An 18,133-nucleotide genomic window follows, 5' to 3' on the forward strand; every position below is an offset into this window, starting at 1 on the left:
TATCAGGCGTCACCGGGAATGTTCGTGATGTAAACGACACCTTCGGTGCCCGGGACCAGCAGCTTATCGCCCACCGGCAAAGGACCGGCCGACAAAGGCTGGCCAAGTTTCGTCGTCCCCACCACGTTGCCCGAAGCGGGATCGATCGAGGTCAACCAACCATCTTTGCCGGTAAGAACCCAACGTCCACCGGTCGAAACGACTTGGTCGACCAACAAACCGGCTTCTGGCATTTGCGTTTGAAACAGAGGTTCGCCCGAGGCACTGAAGCCTCGCAACATTTGATCATCCGTGATCACCAAGGCGATCTCGCCGGTGGAATCCGACTGCGCCGCCACGGGTCCCCAAACGACACGTCCATCCAAGACCTTCTTGAAGGTTTGCTCGAGCCCCGTCTGGTCATGGCCCACCAAGTAATCCGAGGCCGGACCGCTGACACTGCCGAGCAAGCTCGATTCGATGCCGGCCACGGTGCCCAAGAAAGGCGATTCCAAATCAACACTCGACAGTTCTCGAATTTGGTCGCCGACGCGCAGTCGATACAGCTTCTTACGACTGTCTGCGATCAAGACTTGATCAGGGTCCGCAGCGCTGTTGATCGGGTTGGTCCACTCGACCGTCGCGGTGGGATCGCTGGCCGGTTGGAATGGCGCCCCTTTGACACGTCCGGTTTGCCAATCCATCAACACAGCGCGTCCGGTATCGAGCGGCAAGAACAAACCACCGCCACTGAACGTTGCCACGCCGGTTGGCTTGGGCCCCGTCAACTGGAACGTGACCTTGCGAAGTTTCTCACTCCGACGAGTCGGGTCATAGATCAACGCTTCGCCCTTCTGGGCTTGGTTCAACAGAATGCGACGAACGTCATCCACCGCAATTGGGTTTTGGAAACTCATTGAGATCCCATTGGCACCGGGGTTCTCAATCGGGCCCTGCGTCGATCCCGTCGCCAGTGAGTCCGAGGTCAACTCGAACAAGGCACCTTGGCTGGTCACCGCGTGAAAACCACTTTCCGGTGCAGGTGTGATCATGGCGATCGGCGTTCCCACATCGGTCCGCCACAATTCGCGGCCGGTCTTGGGCTCCGCCGCCGTCACGCGAATCGCGGAGGTGCCTTTCAAGACGCGAGCGTGCACGAGCACATCTTCGAGCGACAACGGTTGGCCGATGAAGGTGTCGCCTTCGTTTTTGCCCCAATCGTAGACCACACGGCCCGTGTTGATTTGCAACTCGTAGCGACCGATTCGCGTGCCCGTGATCCACATTTGGCTGCGTCCGACTGCCATCCGAGTCAGCGTGGGTTTGTCATACGCGGCAACCTGCTGAGCGATCAACGAGACCTGATCTTTTTCCGAGGTCGGCTCAATGTCATACACCGCGACTTGACCACGGTCGGTCAACACGATCAGACGACGATTTTGAACAATCGGTGGAACCACCACGTTGCCGTCCAACCGGAACGGACTCTGAGCGACCCGGATGTTCTCGCCGTTTTCATCGACTTTCAAAACGTGAACTTGAGCGTAATCGCTGCCCGCGTTTTCGATCACAAACACGTGGCCGAGCAATGACACCGGAGCGACCGCGATCGTGCCTTCATCGTGTTCGAGATACAGACTTTCGATGCATTTTCCGTCGCGTGCGTTGAGCACGTACAGGTTGCTGTGACCGCCGGGAATGTAAATCCGATTCAAAGTGTCATCGAGTCCGGCGGGGGTCGACAATTCCTGCGACAGATCCGTCGACCATTTGACATCACCGGAATCCGAATCCATCGCGACCAACGTCCCGGACTTCATCGTCACCAGAATGGAATCACGTCCTGCGACCGGTTCAACAAAGGGTTCTCCAATTTTGGCTCGCCAGACGACTTCGCCGTCTTCCCCACGGCAGCGACGAATCTCGTCGTTGGCCATGTCCGACAACAAAACCGCCGTGCCATCGTCCAATCGCAACGGCGTGTAGTCCTCGCCTTGACCGGTGTAATCACGCCACAACAAACGACCGTCGTCGACTGCAAACGCCAACACCGATCCGCCTGCTCGAAGGAAGAAGACCTCGTCTTCAATGCCAGGGATGGAATTGCCTTGGCGTGTGGTCAACACGATCGATCGCAGCGCCGCATCGTCGGCTGGATCCGTGCTGATCTTGGGTGTCTTCGCCGATGGCTTGACCAATGTTTGCTGAATCTCGCTGGCCTCTTCGACCAACGTCACCAAGCGTGAGTCCTTGGCCAGTTCAGGGAAATCACGCAGCAACGAATCGCGTTGGTCGTAGGCTTCCTTGGTTTTCTTTTCCGCGAGGGCTGCTTGCATCGCCGCCTCTGTCTCGTCCAGTCGAACGTTGCGATCGATTTCGCGTTTGACGCGGTTGCGAGCCTCTGAGAGTTGCAACAACCGTCCCGACAAAGTCGTCTTCATCGATGACAACATGTAGTTCGGGTTGTCAATCAACGTTTGTTGCTCGTCGAGTCGCTCAAGCAGACGTCGTTTCTCTTCCGTTTCCTTTGCGAACTCAGCCTCTTTCGCGATGTTCTCGGCGACGTCAACCAGGAACCCTGCCAGGTTGCCTCGCTCATCGTTCATTGCCTCCTCGTTGATGACCGTTGGCAACTTCTCTTTGGCCATTTCCAACCCAGCCACTGGATCGGTCATTTGCTCGGCACGAAACAACTCGCACATCGTGATTCGGGTTCGAGCCAACGACGAGTACTGACTGCTTTCGCCAAATTGATCGAGGTAAGCGATGTAGGCGTCTTGAGCCGGTTGATAGCTTTGGCTGTCGTATTGTTTGTTGGCGAGCGCGATGAACTCGTCCGCGTTGCCTTTCGAAAGCACGAACCAAAGCACGCCGCCGGCGATGATCAAGAATCCGATGATTCCCAAGTAACCGTAGATTTTGAACGAGTCCCAAGTGGACTTGGTCTCGGGTTTCTTGATCCGAGAGGAAGGGCGACCACGCGATGGAGCGTCCCCCATCGAATCGCCCGACACATCCGCTTCCGCGACCACTTCGACGGGTTCCGCCACAACGGCTTCCACTTCGACCGGATTGTCGCCGAACGGGTCGTCGTCTTCGATGACGGCTTCGGGAACGTCGTCGTCATCGATCAGCTGTGCTGTCAGATCCTCTTCGCCATCGACCACTTCCACAGCTTCGGAATCGTACGACTCACTGCGCAGTTCGCCGATCAGCTTGGTCGCTTGGAATCGCGTCAGCTGGCCATTGTCGACCAACAGCTTGGCCACCGCTTCGGGGGTCACGCGTGAGCCACCTTGTGACATTTGTTCTCGCAACGCCTCAATGATCTCTTGGTCCAAGAGACCTCGCCGTTCCAGTTGGTCAATCAGTTCGTTTGCAAGCATGTTGTTGATTGTGAAACCGCCGACCATCGAGCCGGTGGGTTCTGTTGGTGGATAGAAAAGACAAGAGGCAAAGAATCACAAACGCCGACGCGGGGAACATGTCAGCGTGCGATGGTGGGGACGAGCGTCAGAAAAGCGTCAATCAAAACCGTCAACTTCGGTGACCTGCAAGGCCGCAAAGCCGGCGATCGTGCCAGCGTCCATGCCATCGACCAGAAACTGCAGCTTGGCATTTTCGTGAACCTTGATGTTCAACTGCATGCCGTCGCGATTGTCGCCCACCGCCTCTTTGAGGGCGCTGATCAGATTCTGCTTCCCGGGTGTTTCTTTTTCCCATTCAGGAGCAAGAACGAGGAAGCCGCCGTTCTCGTCGATTTCCAATTCGACCGGATCCTTCTCGTCGGTTTCTTCCGGATCGTTGTTCGTACTGGGCAGCTCGGATTGCTGGCGAGGCATTTGGATCGATTTCTGCAACGAAAAACTCGCTGTGACCATGAAGAAGATCAGCAGCAAGAACGTCACATCGACCATCGGTGTCATGTCGAGTTCGCCGTCGTCACGCTTTTTGCGTGGCGGCAGGGCATCGTCATCATCGTCGTCCAGGTTGAATGCGGCGGGTTCCACGCCTTCGGACACGGCGGCCAGTTCGTCACGCATCGCGGCGTGAGCGGGGCTGCCGATCCTCATGTCTTCATCTTCCACGCTCATCGCGGCTTCGGCGACGGATTCTGCTTCGACCGCCGCGACCTCTACCGGTTCCGCTTCCACGGGCTCCACCTCCACCGGTTCGGCTTCCACCGCAACGGGAGCTTCCGGGATCGTGATCGGTGAATCGCAACCGGGGCATCGAATTTTTCGTCCGCCCAAGCGTTCGTTCACTCGGCGTGACTCACCGCAGGAAGGGCACTCAAATTGGATTGACATGTTTGTCACTCAAAACGGATGCGGGTTACTGTTCTTTGACAGCGATGTAGGTGAATTCCAAATCTTGAAACGCATCACCGACGATCTTCTGGACCCTGGTGACCTCGGACACCTTCACCTCTGCGTCCCCGAGCAACATCACTTGGTTCTTGTTCGTCCCGATGGATTTCTCCAATTCGCCGGTCACGTACTCAACAATCTCGCTGGTCGCGGTCTCTTCGTCTTTGCTGAATTCGCTGCCGTCATAGCGACGCAAAATCGCGGGTGAGTCACCGCCAGCGGGCTCAATGAAAATGACCGCTGAATCCTTGGCTGAGATCGCCAACCCATTGGTGGCCTCGGGGATTTTCCCGGTTTGCGTCGGATCCATTTTGGAAGCGACCACAAAGAAGATCAGCAACAGGAACGTGATGTCGATCATCGGTGTGATGTCCATCTCCTCCTCAGGACGCTTCTTCCGAGGCAGGGCTGGTTCGTCGTCCTCATCGTCGTCAATGAATCCCTGACTCATCATCGAACTCCAGCAGTGACTTCAGCATTGGCGGAGGCACCGTTTTTGGCCGCGGCACCTTGTGACTTCGCCAAACCAACTTTGAACGCTTCGAAGAATCGCTGCAAACCGGATCCCAGCAGATCTTCCATCTTCGCGATCCGAATCATCACGGTGGCAACCAGCAACATCAGCGGAATCGCGATGGCCAATCCACTGGCGGTCGTCACCAGTGCAACTTGAATATCGCCGGCGAGCGCCGAAGGTTCGACTTGCTCGGCGGTGGCCAGCGTTTTAAACGCTCCCATCATCCCGAACACCGTCCCGAACAACCCGATCATGGGAGCACTTTTGATGACGGTGCTGACCCAACTGAGTCGGTATTCGAGGTCACTCATCACGTCGCGTTGAAAGCGGTCCATCATGATTTGCTTGGCGCGTTTGAACCCTTCTTCGCGATTGACGACGGCCATGTCGATCATTTGCGGGATCGCACGAACGTCTCCATCGCAGTATTCGTGAACACCTTCGTAGTCGCCCGCTCGCAGCATCTGCTCGACGTCGTCCATGAACGCGTCCTGTTGTTCTTCCGTCTTGAATCGTTTTTGACCGACGCGGGTCCACACGATCACGATCTGATACAGCCCCCAAAGTGCAACGGCAGCCAGCGCCAAGTACGTTGAGTTGGAGATGATTTCGTACAGCGAAGTTTCAGCGAGCAACAACGTTTTGTCCTATGTACTTTCAGAGTGATGCGATTGTTTGGTTGGATGTCAGCCCGCCTTGGTTCCCGCGATGGGAGTCACACGGTCAGGTGCGAGTGGGGCATGGTAACGAGGAGCGGTGACGGCGGAGGTTGCCACCTTCCATTGTGGTTACCCAATTCGAAATTTCACGTCATTTGCCTTTGCGATAGCGTTGTTCGACCACTTCAAATTGGTATCCACTTCCGCTGGCGGTGCTTTGAAACACCGTCTTGGCAATGGAAACGACGCTCGGATGCCCTTTTTCTCTGGCGTATTCCAGTTCGATGTGGGCCAGTTCGTTCTCGAGTTGTTCCGGGATGAATTTCAGCATCTGCCGGCCGTTGACGTTGATTCCAGCCTGAGTCAGCAACGTCCGATCGAATTGCATCAGTGGGCTGGGGGTGGTCCACATGAAGTACAGCCGCTTTTCAGCCTCACTGTCGTCGACATGCCGCGACTTCGGCTTGCCAGCCAAGTCGCTGGCGTAATCGACCCCTTGGACTGATCCACCGATGGAACCGAGCTCGATTTTGTAGTAATCCAATTGGCTGGCGTATGGTTTCAGCCCTTTGGCCGAGAAATTCAATTGCCAACGCTCGAATCGAGGGATGATGTCTTCGCCTTCGCCCTCGGGGCCTGGTGGACGGCTGTCCCCTTTGCCGGTTCCGGCGGTGCTGGCCGTGGCGCTGGTGTTCATCGTGTCCAAGGCACCGGCGACACTGCTGACCGCGTCGGTCACCGCTTCGATGGTGTCCTGCAAGGTGGGCTCCATCAGCTCCTCGACTTCTTCCGCCCCTGGCGGCTCAAAGTCACGCTCGAAACCTTCGGCATTGTCGGCACGACCGGCCGCATTTTCTTCAATGGGCGGGAAAGACTTCACTCTCTCTGGCATTCGCATCGTCAGCCAGACGATGAACAACATCACGACAAAAGCCCCGATGAACAGAATCAGCGACATGAACAGCGAAGTCACCACGTCGAACTTGCTGGTCCGCAAACGCTCGCGTTCTTCCAATCGTTGCTTCTGAATCGCAGTCATCCCCCCCGAACCGGCGGAATTCGACCCTTGCGACGCATCGTGATCGCTTACGGAAGTCGTGGTTTCGTCGATCTGCGGTTCGTCGATCACATTCTGATCGGGAGAAGCCATATTCAGTCCTTGAGCAAGGAACGACCAAATCGTTGGCCAGGAAAAGTGTTTTGAAGAGGCCGATTGACGACGACACCCATCATAGCGTACTTTCCTTACTTGTCGCCGAGGAACTTGTTCTTTGGCGCAAGCAAACGGTAACATTTGTGAGGCAATTCGCCTCCAAATCACGGTTAGATAGCTCAGTTGGTAGAGCACGGCCCTGAAAAGGCCGGTGTCGGCGGTTCGAGCCCGCCTCTAACCACTTTCGCCTTTCACACTGCACCACGCAGACGTTGAAAGAGCTTCTGAATCGCGGCGATCCGCCGCTTGAGATCAACTCCGGCCTGCCCCCCTCGGAACTCAGAGGTCGTGCCGTTCTTAAGTGCCGTGCCAGTAACGCCTCAAGAACCCCGCCCGACGAAGTTGGGAGGGATCGGAAAGCGTGCGTTCAGCGAGCTTTCCGGGGGAGCGGCAATCCACGCCGCCTCCCGTGCTCGGCCCCCTCCCTCACGTACGCTTGAACGGCGTCGCTCGACTTCCCGCCAAACTTCGTTTCGGGAGAGGTGCATCATCAAAAGCCCGCCAAAACGCGGGCTCGATCAACTGCACGACCTCCTCAACCCGGAGTGACTCGGCCGCCGCCGAGATGCCCCGGCGGCCTGTTTCACTTGGCACGCGGCCAACCGGCTATTTTCTACCGATGGCTTCCAAGTAGGCACTCAGTTCCTCGCGAACCTTCGGGAACAGCAGGAACAGCCCAATCATGTTGGGAAAGACCATTGCGAAAATCATCGCATCGGAGAATTCGATGACTGAACCGAGCGAAACGGCTGCTCCGATCACAACGACCAAGCAAAACAGCAATTTGTAGGACAAGTCAGCCGCTGTGCTGCGTCCGAACAGATACTTCCACGATTGCAGACCGTAGTACGACCACGAAATCATGGTTGAAAACGCGAACAGGATGATCGCGATCGTCAGCAAGTAACGGAATCCCGGCAACACGCTGTCAAACGCGGCGGAGGTCAAATCCACCCCACCCATTCGAGCACCATCGATCAACACGGTGCTGGTTGCCGAGTCGACTTGCCCCCATGCAAACGAATTGTCCGCGTTGAAGAGAACAATCACGATCGCGGTCATCGTGCAGATCACGACCGTGTCAATGAATGGCTCCAGCAACGCAACGATGCCTTCCGAAGCGGGAAAACGCGTCTTCACGGCCGAGTGAGCAATCGCGGCAGAACCCGCTCCGGCTTCGTTTGAAAATGCGGCTCGACGGAAACCTTGCACCATCACGCCCAACAAACCACCAAAGCCAGCCTCCAGCGAAAACGCACCGGAGATGACCTGGCCGATCGCCCAGGGCACGTCCTGAATGTGCATCAAAATGATCCCGAGTGCGGCGATCACGTACATCAATGCCATCAGCGGCACGACCTTCTCGGTGACCTTCGCGATTCGCTTGATGCCGCCGATGATCACGATCGCAACCAAAACCGCCATCACCAAACCAATGATCGTCCCCGAGGAGCCTGTGTCGGGCAAATTCAGCAAGGATTTGATCTGCTGAGCGGCTTGGTTGGACTGGAACGCGTTGCCACCACCAAACGATCCGCCCACGCAGAACACGGCAAAAAGCACGCCCAAGACCTTTCCAACGGGCGCCATCCCACGCTCCGCCAGGCCTTTCTTGAGGTAATACATGGGTCCGCCATGGACCACACCATTGGCATCCACGTCGCGGTACTTCACACCCAAGGTGCATTCGACAAACTTGGTCGACATGCCCAACAAACCGCAAACAACCATCCAAAACGTCGCGCCAGGACCACCCGCAGCAACCGCAACGGCGACCCCCGCGATGTTCCCCAAACCAACCGTTCCCGAAACCGCGGTCGCCAGAGCTTGGAAGTGCGAAACCTCGCCTTCGCCCTCGTCGCGAATGGTGTCGACCAAGTCACCGTCGACCTCCATGACCTCGACCCCCGTGGGGATCGTCTGGCCTTGTTTCTCAATCTCGTCAAACTTCCCGCTGACCACCTCGATCGCCAACGGAAACAATCGCAGGTTGATGAACCCAAACACGATCGTGAAGAACAACGCTCCGCCAACGAGCAAGATCAAAACCAACGGCAGGGGGCCAACACCCGGTAGCTCCACACTGTAAAAAACAATGCTTCCCCAGGCATCAGCGATTGGCTTGAAAAACTGATCGACCTGCTGGTCCAGCCCCAACGCCGGTTCAGCGACCGACTCCTCCGCCACCTCCTCTGAGGTCACTTCTTCTTGCGCGAATGCAGCCACTCCCCCCACCCCCAAAAGGGCAACAATCAAAGGTGCGATTCTTAGCAAGCTGAAACGAGCGAGCTTTGACAACAACATGAAGACTCCTGTACGAAGGACTGATTCGAACCAAACTGATGGGGAGATGGGCCATAGGATAGTGAATCCTTCGCAAACGCGTCGGGGGTTTGTCACCAGGGATGTGCCAAGAAACACTCGAAAGCGGCTGAACTCGCAAAAAAGTAGCCTTACGTGACAAAACTCTGCATTCTGAACGTCGTTGGACTGACCCCCAAACTGCTTCGCCACGCTCCCAATCTCGCCGCGATGGGAAATCACCGGGCTTGGACCAGCCCGGTTCCGGCCGTGACCTGCACCAGCCAAGCGACCATGCTGACCGGACTCGCCCCGCGAGATCACGGCATCGTCGGCAACGGTTGGCTGTACCGCGACACCCAGGAAATCCGTTTCTGGCAACAAGCTCGAACGCTGGTCCAAGGCGACGTGTTCTACGATCGCTACGAAACGGCCAAGATGTTTTGGTGGTTCAACCAATCCACCACCGCCCAGTACGGGGCCACTCCCAAACCTCACTATGGATGCGACGGCAGCAAAGTCTTTGACATCCTGGATTGGTCAGGCTGCAACCTGACCGAGAAACTCGGCCCGTTCCCGTTCTTCGGTTTCTGGGGCCCCGCTGCAGGCATCGCCTCGAGCGATTGGATCGCCAAAGCCACCGCACTGGTCATGCGGGAGAAACAACCGCAACTGACACTGTGTTACCTGCCGCACCTGGATTACGACTTTCAACGCTTGCCGGATCACGATCCAGCCCGAGTGGCGGAGGTCGACGCCGCCGCAGCCAAGGTCATCGAGGCCGCCGGCGAAATCGGTGCCCAAGTGATTGTCGTCAGCGAATACGGCTTGGTTCCCGTCGACACGCCGGTCGGCATCAACCAAGTCCTCCGCCGCAACGATTGGCTGAAAGTCCGTCGCGGTCCCTTCGGCGAAATCATGTTGCCTGGCGAAAGCGACGCCTTCGCGGTCGCCGATCATCAACTGGCCCACGTCTACGTCCGTCGCCCCGAACTGATCCCCATCGTTCGCAAAACGCTGGAGGAAACACCCGGCATCGCATCGGTCGTCTCGCCCGGCGACCTGCAACTGGACCATCCCCGAAGCGGCGAATTGATCGCTCTGGCCGAACCCAACGCCTGGTTCACGTACTACTACTGGCTCGACGATGCCAACGCACCGGACTTCGCGAGAACCGTCGACATCCATCGCAAGCCGGGCTACGACCCGTGCGAATTGTTCATGACCAGCAAGCTTCGCGCCGCAGCACGACTGGCTCAAAAGAAAGCCGGTCTCCGCTACAAAATGGATGTGATCCCACTGGACCCAACGCTGGTTCGCGGCAGCCACGGCGTCCTCCCAGCAAACCACAGCGATGGCCCACTGGTCATCGGCCCCGGCGAGCTCCCGGAAACCATGCAAGGGTTTCCTCGCTACGTCGAGCAGCTCCTAGCTCCTCGTAGCGGAAGTCGTCAAGACTTTCGGCTTTCCCGCAACGAACGAAACTCTTGACGAGTTTCGCTACCCTAAAATCGAGTTAGCGTCGCTTGAAACACTCTCGGCGTCCTGCGTCGCCTTGGGATCATGCAGCGGGAAATACTCTTCGACGACCGAGTGAAATTCTTCCGCCGAAGAAACCTTGGCGACGTGAGTCCGGAAGTAACGGGCTCCGTGCTTGCCTTGGGCATAACAACACGCGTATTTGCGCATCAGCACGGTTCCCTTCTCTTCGCCAAAGCGATCCACCACCAACTGGTAGTGCTTCAGCATCACGTCGCGCTGCTCCGGCAGAGTCGGCTCGGGCGGAATCGGTTCGCCCCGCAGTGCCGCGGCCGCTTGCGAAAACAACCACGGCCGCCCCAGGCAGGCGCGAGCGATCATGACCGCATCGACATCGTACAGCTCAAACGCCGCAACGACTTTTTCGGCGCTGTCCAAATCGCCGTTCCCGATCAACGGGATGTTGCGGAGATGCGATTTGATTTCGCTGATTCGTTCCCAATCCGCATTGCCACGAAACATGTCCGCCGCGGTCCGGCCATGAACGGTGAGCGCCGCCGCACCAGCCTCTTCGACCACCCGCGCGATCTCATTGCAGTTGATATTTTCGCGACTGCACCCCAAACGGATTTTCGCCGTCACGGGCGTCGGCGCACACACCTCCACCAATCGCGAAATGATCGCATGCATCCGGCTCGGTTCCCGCAGCAAGTAGCTTCCGCTGTGAGCTTTCTCGGTCACCTGACGAACTGGGCATCCGAAGTTGATGTCGACGACGCTGACGCGGTACTCCTCTGACAATCGGCGGCCGACCTTGGCCATGGTCTCGGGATCGTTGTCCCAAATCTGGACTGCCAGCGGCCGAGGCTCGTCGGCCACCCCCCACAAACGATCCGGGTGTTCGGCTTCGTTTTCGTCCAGCCACACGAACCCACGGGCGTTGACCATTTCGGTCGCCAACAGCCCGGCACCGCCGAATTGACGTACAATGTGACGAAACGCAGCGTTGGTGAACCCAGCCATGGGCGCCTGCAAAATCGGCGGGTCGATGACCAAGTCACCAATCCGAAGCGGCGGCACGGTTCGCGTGGGAGCGGATACTGGCGTGGCGTCTTTTTCAATCATTCGACGGTCGATTTTTGCGGCGGTTTGTTTTCACCTCAGTTTATCGTCGCATGGCAACATTGGCGAATCGCCCGTTCATGAATCCCAAGCCTTTTCGCGTTGGACTGGTCGCTTGGCACGCCCTGCCAGCCATTGTCCCCGCTGGAACGCCCCAACAAGACGCCGGTGATTCCCCCGCTGCCTGCGGCTCAACGCAAACCGCACCCACGAGATTTGGCGAGACATTTGGCGGACTGGAAACCGCGATGTGGACCCTGGCGCGGCACCTCGCTCGCGAAACAGACATGGAACCGATCTGCTTTCTGGAAACCGACCGCCCTCAAAACGGTTCGACTCCCTGGCCCCTGGAAGTCGAAGGTGTGACGCTTGATATCAGCGTCAATCGTTTTCGAGCGATTCGCCACGCGGTGGGAGAATGCATCGACACGGAATCCCAACGCATCCAGCGTTTCTCACCTCACTTGCTCTGGCAACTGCCGCTTCTCGCCGTGACGCGTCCTTTTCGATCCCGCGATCCCATCGACAGCCACCCAGACCCTCGCTTGGTCGGCAAATCAATCGATGCCTGGATCTCATTTGGAGTCAGCTCTTCCAGTTCGCGAGTGGTAGCAACCGCAACCATGGAACATACGCCGAGCTTCGTTTGCGTCCGCTCCAACGCAGGCTTGGAAGACGGGCTGGCAACTGACACGGAATACCGCAATGAATGCGGCGAATCCTCTTCCGCACGTCGATTTGCCTTGCTGCGGTCAGACCATGTGGTCTGCCAAAGCCAATGGCAGGTGGATCGGTTGAAGCAACTGTTCGATCGAGACGGATTGCTCTCTCGCAATCCAATCCAACGCGAAGAATGGCAGCCCCCGTTTCCGATGCCCGCCCCGGAACCGTTCACTCAACCCTTCGATGTGCTTTGGATCGGCCGCTACGACGACTTCCACAAACGCCCCTTGCTGATGCTGGAAGCTGCCAAAAAGCTTCCGCAGCTGTCGTTCAAGATGATCACCAATCCGTTCGACCCCGACATCGAATCTCGTGTCCGCCGAGAAGCTCCCGAAAACGTCGAGCTGATCGACCGGATTCCGTTTGCCCAGATGCCGGCCGTGTTCGCGGCAGCCAAGCTGTTCGTGTCGACTGGTAGTCGAGAGCACGAGGGATTTCCAAACGTCTTACTGCAAGCGGCCGCCTCTCACACGCCGATTGTGTCACTCTCCGACCACGACGATTTCCTGGCTCGCTCGGGCGCCGGGGTGGGCTGCAACGAATCCATGGAAACGTTGACGCAAAGCATCGAAGAGCAACTTCGATGCGATTCAGTCCAATGGACTCAGGTGGACGAATACCTCGATCGCTTCCACGACGCCGGGGGTCGAGCCGCCGAATTCGCGAATTGGATCCGTCGCTCGATTTCCTCCACCCCGGTTCGTTCTCACTGAGCCACGAAAACGTGCTTGGGATTCACCGTCAGGTACCATTCCATCCAGGCTCGCTCCGCTTTGCGAAGCTCAACCTCGGTCGGTTTGTCGGGCATTTCAAAGCCCTCAAATTTACGGCTGATGAATCGCAATCCATCTCTCGCATAACGACGCACCGAAAGATCGGGATCGCTGAGTGCATAGATGAGCGCCGGGACCACCCGCATGTCATCGCTCTTGCCTAGCAAACGAGCTGCGACGCGGCGGGCTTGGTAGGACTGACTGCCTCGAACGAGCCGTTCCAGTCGATCCAGTTGCGCACGCAATTCTTTCGGATCCGTCGCCAACTGCATGTCCTCAGGCAAGGACTTTCCCTCCAGTGCTTCGTTGCCATCATCTTCGAGTGCCGACAACAAATCCAACACCGACGCACCGACAGGCTCCCCTTTGATCTGCGAGCCTTCCCGCCGAATCTTCGTTGAGTCTTTCGGTAGCCCTTGTCCACCGGCCAGCGTGCCGGAACTCGCTTTGACGATGGCCCGCTTGGTGCTTCGGATCAAGAACAAGACCGAGAACGCGGTGCTCACAGAACTGGTTGTGTAGGAACCGCCGGGCCAACTCGGCCCTTTGCGAACTTCCTTCAGGTACTCAACGCCGCTGTTGTACCAAGCTGGACTCGGATTGATCTCCGAATCAAATGCCATCTCTCGAAAGCTTTCGTATCGCTCCAGCGTGTACAACTGGTAGTAGGGCCAGATGCTTTTCTTCACGCCCGGGTCAGCGGAATTTTTGCCCAGGTAACCTTCGCAAGCTTGAATCGCCGCCACGACTGGTTCTTTCGGCATCTTGGGCCGTTCCACCTTTTTCAGGCTTTGTCCTTCATTGAATTCTTTGACGGCTTTGGGCAAGCCAACCAACGCGGAAGCTTCCCCGCCCAAACTCTCACCCCACATCCGGAGAATGTCGGTCCCAATCAGCAGAGCGCTTCCTCCGGCCACAGCCATCGAGGGAGTGACACCACCTTGCTTGACCCGATTGTTCCCTCCCGGGTCAATTCCCTGGTAGGGCCAACCACCACCTGGGTCTTGGACGCGAAGCAGCCAACCAACCGTTCGGCCGACGCCTTTGTAATCGATCTGGATTCCCGCTCGATCCAGGGTCCAAAGCGCCAGCATGGCATACTGCGTTTGGGAAACGTCTCCCGTTTTCTCGCCCACATAGCCGTAGGCGCCGTTGCGATATTGCGCATTTCGAAAATACCGATCGATCTGCTTCAATTCCGACTTGTACTTCTCAGCGTCCACTTCCGCGAGCAAGAGAGCCGCCGCCGAAACGGCGTAAACGGTCTTGCTGCTGTGTCCGCCTGGATCGGGTGCGCCAAGCTTTGAAACCAGGGTTCGGGCGGAAGAAATGCCTTGCTGGACCACGGGGTCCGTCGCATCGTGATTGACCTTCATCGCCGCATACCCAGTCAACGCATGTTCGCCGAATCCACCCGTGAAAGCGGTCGTCAACGCATAAAACGTCTTCTGGCGGGCGTTCGCTCGCAGGGATTGGACACCACCATCGACCAGGGCCTGGATTTCAGGATCCTCAGGCGTGTACCCATGCGCCGAGCGACAGAATGAGCTCAAACCACCAAGCGACACCAACCATGCAGCACACAGCGTCGCGATGCGGAGGCAGGAATGCGATCGCACCGTTGCCCCCCGACGGGTCTCTCGTTTTCGCATTTGGTCTTCGGTGGGTACCATGAGGTTCCTTCGGACAGAAAAGTCTCTTCGACAAGGCCAAAACGCGACTCGTTTTGACGGCCGCACTATCCTAGCACGACAGCGGATCGATTGAAAAGAAAAGTGCCCCCTCGACCAGGCAAGGAATCAAGCGGATTCGCACGCCTTCTACCAGGCAAAATCTGGCGTTTGCTGGGTCGATGCTTGGTTCCCAACACGCTTCATCACCACCTCCGGTGGCGGGCCGACCGCCTGGGCCAGAAACTCTCGCTCAGGGAGAAAATCCGATTGCGATTTCGGCTTTTGACCGAGCCTCAGCCTTTGACCTGGATCACTTGGCATGAGCTGACACACCCGGTGGCGATTCGCATCGGAACTTCAGACGAATACGTCTTTGAGCAGATTTTCTTCGATCTGGAGTACAAAATCGACGTTCCCACGCCGAACACGCTCCTCGATGCGGGTGCCAACATCGGCTTGGCGTCCGTCTGGTTCGCGAACCAATTCCCGCAAGCAAACATCATTGCGATCGAACCCGACCCTTCCAATTTTCGCGTGTTAGAGCAAAACGCAGCGGCTTATCCGCAAATCCATTGTCTGCAGGTTGGTTTGTGGCATCGAAATGCAATGTTGGAACGAATCTCCGAGGATGCGCAGCCGTGGGCATACCGGTATCAAGAAACCGCCCCCGGCGCTGAGACAGATTCATCCGCGATCGAATCGGTTGGACTGGACGAGGTCGTGAACCAGCATTTCAACGGGAAAATCGACCTCCTCAAAATGGACATCGAAGGCGCAGAAAAAGAAGTCTTGGCTGTCGGCGGGCAGTGGGCTGATCAAGTGCAGACCGCCATGATCGAATGCCATGATCGCTGGGTCCCGGGTTGCGAAAAGGCAATGGCCGAACGCTTCCCAGCCGACGAATTTGAGGCCCGACAAAATGGCGAGAACACCGTGTTCGTTCGCCGAGCCAAAATGCATCCCCCCGCAGACTCTGGGAACCAGACGTTCTCATGAGTTCGAGTGAACCGCCGCCTCGACGATCCTGGCCTCGTCGCACATTGAATCGATTGGAAGTCGACCGCGCCACATTCTACGCCGTCGCAACTCGTTACTGGCAGTTCCTCTCCGGTCCGATCACCCTTTGGCTGGTGGTCAAATACTTCTCGCCGGAGATGCAAGGGTTCTACGTGACGTTCTGGTCCGTGATCGGACTGCAGATGTTCTTCGAACTGGCGTTCCCACAAACGATCGTCACCATGACGAGCCACCTTTGGAGCAAGCTCGACCTCGATGAAAATCGGCGTTTGATTGGCGACGAGGATTCGATCTCGCGATTGACGCATCTGATGCGAATCTCCACCGCCATGCAGGTTGGACTCGCCCTCTCCTTTGGATTGCTGGCAGGTCTGTTTGGCCTGTGGTTCTTTGCCGACGACGTGGCAGCGGACGCATTGGTTTGGCGAGCACCGTGGTTGACGTTGGTTGGCTTGTCTTCCTGCGCCTTCGCGCTGATCCCGTTTCTCGCGGTGTTGGAAGGATGCGACCAAGTCCGCGAGATTCACAAGCTCAACCTGGTACGAGGCATCGCGGGCAGCATCGCCGTTTGGATCGCCATTCCGCTGGGGGCAGCTCTTTGGATCCCGGCGTTGGCAACCGCCGTTCGTTTGATTTGTGAACTCGGCTGGTTGCTTGGCAGGTACCCGAGATTTTTCGCGACGTTTGCCCGCCGCCCCACTGGCGCCTCCATCGCTTGGCGAAAAGAGATCTGGCCGTTTCAGTCCAAACTCATGTTGAAAGGCCTTTTCAACTATTTCAATGCCGATGTCATGCTGCCGGTGCTGTTCCGATACCAAGATTCAGTGGTGGCGGGTCAATTCGGTTTGACCTGGAACATTTTGCAGTCACTGCGTGGTGCGTGCTCCTCATGGGTCCGAACTCGCACGCCTCGGTTTGGTGTTTTGATCGCCGAACGAGACTACCAAGAATTGGACCGAATCTACTTCCGAGTGGGCAAAGTTGCCGCCACTCTGATGGCGTTGCTTGGTGCTTGCTTTTTGAGCGGCGTGATCGGGCTGGATCTGCTCGACTTTCGGTATGCGCATCGATTCTTGCCGGCCTTGCCGACCGCATTGTTGATCATCGGACTGTGGGCTGCATTGATCATCGAATTTCAATGGATTTACTTGCACGCCCACGGCAAATCACCTTACCTTGCGATCAGCTTGGCTGGCTGCATCACCAGCGGTCTGGTGATTTGGTGGATGGGAATTCAATTCGGAGCCGTCGGCGTCAGTGCGGCCTTCCTACTGATGCACGCGATCGTTTACCTGCCGCTTTCCACCCTGGGTTGGATCCATCTGCGCCGAGATTGGCATCGCAATGAATGAATCCAAATCACCTTCGCCACCCAAAATTTCAGTTCTGTTACCGGTCTTCAATGCGAAGAAGACGGTGGGCGAAACGATTGACAGCATTTTGGGTCAGACCGAAACCAACTTTGAATTCCTCATCCTCGATGATGGATCGAACGACGGGTCTTACGACGTTGCACTTCAAGCCGCCCAGAACGACCGTCGGGTGCAACTGATCCGGCAGAGCAACGCAGGAATGGCGGTCTCACTGAACCGCTTGATCGACCAATCACGTGGACGATACTTGGCCCGAATGGACGCCGACGATATCGCCGAGCCAACTCGATTCGCCAAGCAGGTCGCTTACCTCGACGCTCATCCCGATTGCGTGTTGGTTGGTTCCGCCGTTCTGAACATCGACGGTGAAGGCGATCCCTATGGTGTGACCATCATGCCCACCGATCACGACGCGATTGAGGCAAGGTTGCTTTCGGGTGCCGGCGGCATCATGCATCCGTCCACCATGCTGCGTCGCGAGGCAGTCATCCAGACCGGCGGCTTCGCTTTGAATTACCCTGTCGCGGAAGACCAAGATCTCTGGCTACGCCTCGCTCGAATCGGCCGCCTTGCGAACCTGCCTGAACCGCTCACCCGGTACCGAGTTCACCCTCACAACATGTCGTTTGTTCGACAAACGGACGGAGCGGATGCACTGGATCGATTGCTCGCGAAAGCTCATGTCGATCGTGGGTTGCCGTACACCCCGTCCGCGAATCAACCAGCGGCCGAGACCGTGTGTTCGGCCTGGGATCGCGAACGCACTTGGGCCTGGACCGCGGTTCAAGAAGGCTACCTTTTCACCGCCCGCAAACACGCTCGACGCCTGACACGTCAACAGCCCCTGGACACACGAGCGTGGAAACTGCTGGCGGCCTCTCACTTCCCTCGATTGTTCGCATTGCTTCGATCCCAATCGAGCTAAGCCCTTGCG

General features: G+C 57.3%; 13 protein-coding genes and 1 tRNA gene. 6 read left to right on the forward strand and 8 right to left on the reverse strand.

Annotated features, from left to right (window positions below):
• Positions 1–2: 2 nt before the first annotated feature.
• The 5 genes from PSR62_RS02140 to PSR62_RS02160 form a co-directional block, all read right to left on the reverse strand.
• Positions 3–3,392: an outer membrane protein assembly factor BamB family protein gene (locus PSR62_RS02140; protein ID WP_338020124.1), complete on the reverse strand. Its 3,390-nt coding sequence runs from the start codon at positions 3,390–3,392 to the stop codon at positions 3–5.
• A 111-nt stretch (positions 3,393–3,503) separates the two neighbouring features.
• Positions 3,504–4,244 carry an ExbD/TolR family protein gene (locus PSR62_RS02145; protein WP_274408315.1) on the reverse strand — a complete coding sequence of 247 codons (741 nt, stop codon included), beginning with the start codon at positions 4,242–4,244 and terminating at the stop codon, positions 3,504–3,506.
• 70 nt (positions 4,245–4,314) lie between these two features.
• Positions 4,315–4,800: an ExbD/TolR family protein gene (locus tag PSR62_RS02150; RefSeq protein ID WP_338020271.1), complete on the reverse strand. Its 486-nt coding sequence runs from the start codon at positions 4,798–4,800 to the stop codon at positions 4,315–4,317.
• A complete protein-coding gene (locus PSR62_RS02155) occupies positions 4,800–5,504 on the reverse strand; it encodes a MotA/TolQ/ExbB proton channel family protein (protein WP_274406196.1) in 705 nt (234 codons plus the stop codon). Before PSR62_RS02155 ends, PSR62_RS02150 begins: the two co-directional genes overlap by 1 nt.
• 172 nt (positions 5,505–5,676) lie before the next feature.
• Positions 5,677–6,675: a hypothetical protein gene (locus PSR62_RS02160; protein ID WP_274406197.1), complete on the reverse strand. Its 999-nt coding sequence runs from the start codon at positions 6,673–6,675 to the stop codon at positions 5,677–5,679.
• 171 nt (positions 6,676–6,846) lie between these two features.
• Here PSR62_RS02160 and PSR62_RS02165 point away from each other — a divergent pair.
• A tRNA-Phe gene (locus PSR62_RS02165) sits at positions 6,847–6,919 on the forward strand.
• Between the two features lie 425 nt (positions 6,920–7,344).
• Here PSR62_RS02165 and PSR62_RS02170 read toward each other — a convergent pair.
• Entirely contained in the window at positions 7,345–9,042 is a 1,698-nt protein-coding gene (locus tag PSR62_RS02170) for an alanine/glycine:cation symporter family protein (RefSeq protein ID WP_338020125.1), read from the reverse strand.
• A gap of 153 nt (positions 9,043–9,195) precedes the next feature.
• Here PSR62_RS02170 and PSR62_RS02175 point away from each other — a divergent pair, with 153 nt between their 5' ends.
• Positions 9,196–10,530: a nucleotide pyrophosphatase/phosphodiesterase family protein gene (locus tag PSR62_RS02175; RefSeq protein WP_274406199.1), complete on the forward strand. Its 1,335-nt coding sequence runs from the start codon at positions 9,196–9,198 to the stop codon at positions 10,528–10,530.
• A gap of 9 nt (positions 10,531–10,539) precedes the next feature.
• On the opposite strand, the gene dusB is transcribed toward PSR62_RS02175, so the two are convergent.
• Entirely contained in the window at positions 10,540–11,643 is a 1,104-nt protein-coding gene (gene dusB / locus PSR62_RS02180; protein ID WP_274406200.1) for a tRNA dihydrouridine synthase DusB, read from the reverse strand.
• Between the two features lie 77 nt (positions 11,644–11,720).
• Between dusB and PSR62_RS02185 the strand changes: the two genes are divergently transcribed.
• Positions 11,721–13,076, forward strand: coding sequence for a glycosyltransferase family 4 protein (locus tag PSR62_RS02185; protein WP_274406201.1), 1,356 nt, complete (start codon positions 11,721–11,723; stop codon positions 13,074–13,076).
• Here the strand turns inward: PSR62_RS02185 and PSR62_RS02190 are convergent.
• Positions 13,070–14,809, reverse strand: a complete 1,740-nt coding sequence (locus PSR62_RS02190; RefSeq protein WP_274406202.1) for a hypothetical protein — start codon at positions 14,807–14,809, stop codon at positions 13,070–13,072. The two genes, PSR62_RS02185 and PSR62_RS02190, sit on opposite strands and share 7 nt — an antisense overlap.
• 102 nt (positions 14,810–14,911) lie before the next feature.
• On the opposite strand from PSR62_RS02190, the gene PSR62_RS02195 reads away from it, so the two are divergent.
• The 3 genes from PSR62_RS02195 to PSR62_RS02205 are packed head-to-tail and all read left to right on the forward strand — an operon-like array spanning position 14,912 to position 18,124.
• Complete coding sequence (locus tag PSR62_RS02195) at positions 14,912–15,805, forward strand: FkbM family methyltransferase (RefSeq protein WP_274406203.1); 894 nt, start codon at positions 14,912–14,914, stop codon at positions 15,803–15,805.
• Entirely contained in the window at positions 15,802–17,178 is a 1,377-nt protein-coding gene (locus PSR62_RS02200) for a lipopolysaccharide biosynthesis protein (protein WP_274406204.1), read from the forward strand. Before PSR62_RS02195 ends, PSR62_RS02200 begins: the two co-directional genes overlap by 4 nt.
• Positions 17,171–18,124: a glycosyltransferase family 2 protein gene (locus PSR62_RS02205; protein WP_274406205.1), complete on the forward strand. Its 954-nt coding sequence runs from the start codon at positions 17,171–17,173 to the stop codon at positions 18,122–18,124. The genes PSR62_RS02200 and PSR62_RS02205 overlap by 8 nt, the downstream gene beginning before the upstream one ends.
• Positions 18,125–18,133: the final 9 nt, after the last annotated feature.

The organism is Rhodopirellula sp. P2 (assembly GCF_028768465.1).
Classification (GTDB): Bacteria; Planctomycetota; Planctomycetia; order Pirellulales; family Pirellulaceae; genus Rhodopirellula.

Coding starts and splice junctions, on each gene's coding strand:
- PSR62_RS02140 (WP_338020124.1), bottom strand. CDS start 3,392: ATGGTCGGCGGTTTCACAATCAACAACATGCTTGCAAACGAACTGATT.
- PSR62_RS02205 (WP_274406205.1), top strand. CDS start 17,171: ATGAATGAATCCAAATCACCTTCGCCACCCAAAATTTCAGTTCTGTTA.
- PSR62_RS02190 (WP_274406202.1), bottom strand. CDS start 14,809: ATGGTACCCACCGAAGACCAAATGCGAAAACGAGAGACCCGTCGGGGG.
- dusB (WP_274406200.1), bottom strand. CDS start 11,643: ATGATTGAAAAAGACGCCACGCCAGTATCCGCTCCCACGCGAACCGTG.
- PSR62_RS02160 (WP_274406197.1), bottom strand. CDS start 6,675: ATGGCTTCTCCCGATCAGAATGTGATCGACGAACCGCAGATCGACGAA.
- PSR62_RS02150 (WP_338020271.1), bottom strand. CDS start 4,800: ATGAGTCAGGGATTCATTGACGACGATGAGGACGACGAACCAGCCCTG.
- PSR62_RS02200 (WP_274406204.1), top strand. CDS start 15,802: ATGAGTTCGAGTGAACCGCCGCCTCGACGATCCTGGCCTCGTCGCACA.
- PSR62_RS02185 (WP_274406201.1), top strand. CDS start 11,721: ATGAATCCCAAGCCTTTTCGCGTTGGACTGGTCGCTTGGCACGCCCTG.
- PSR62_RS02170 (WP_338020125.1), bottom strand. CDS start 9,042: ATGTTGTTGTCAAAGCTCGCTCGTTTCAGCTTGCTAAGAATCGCACCT.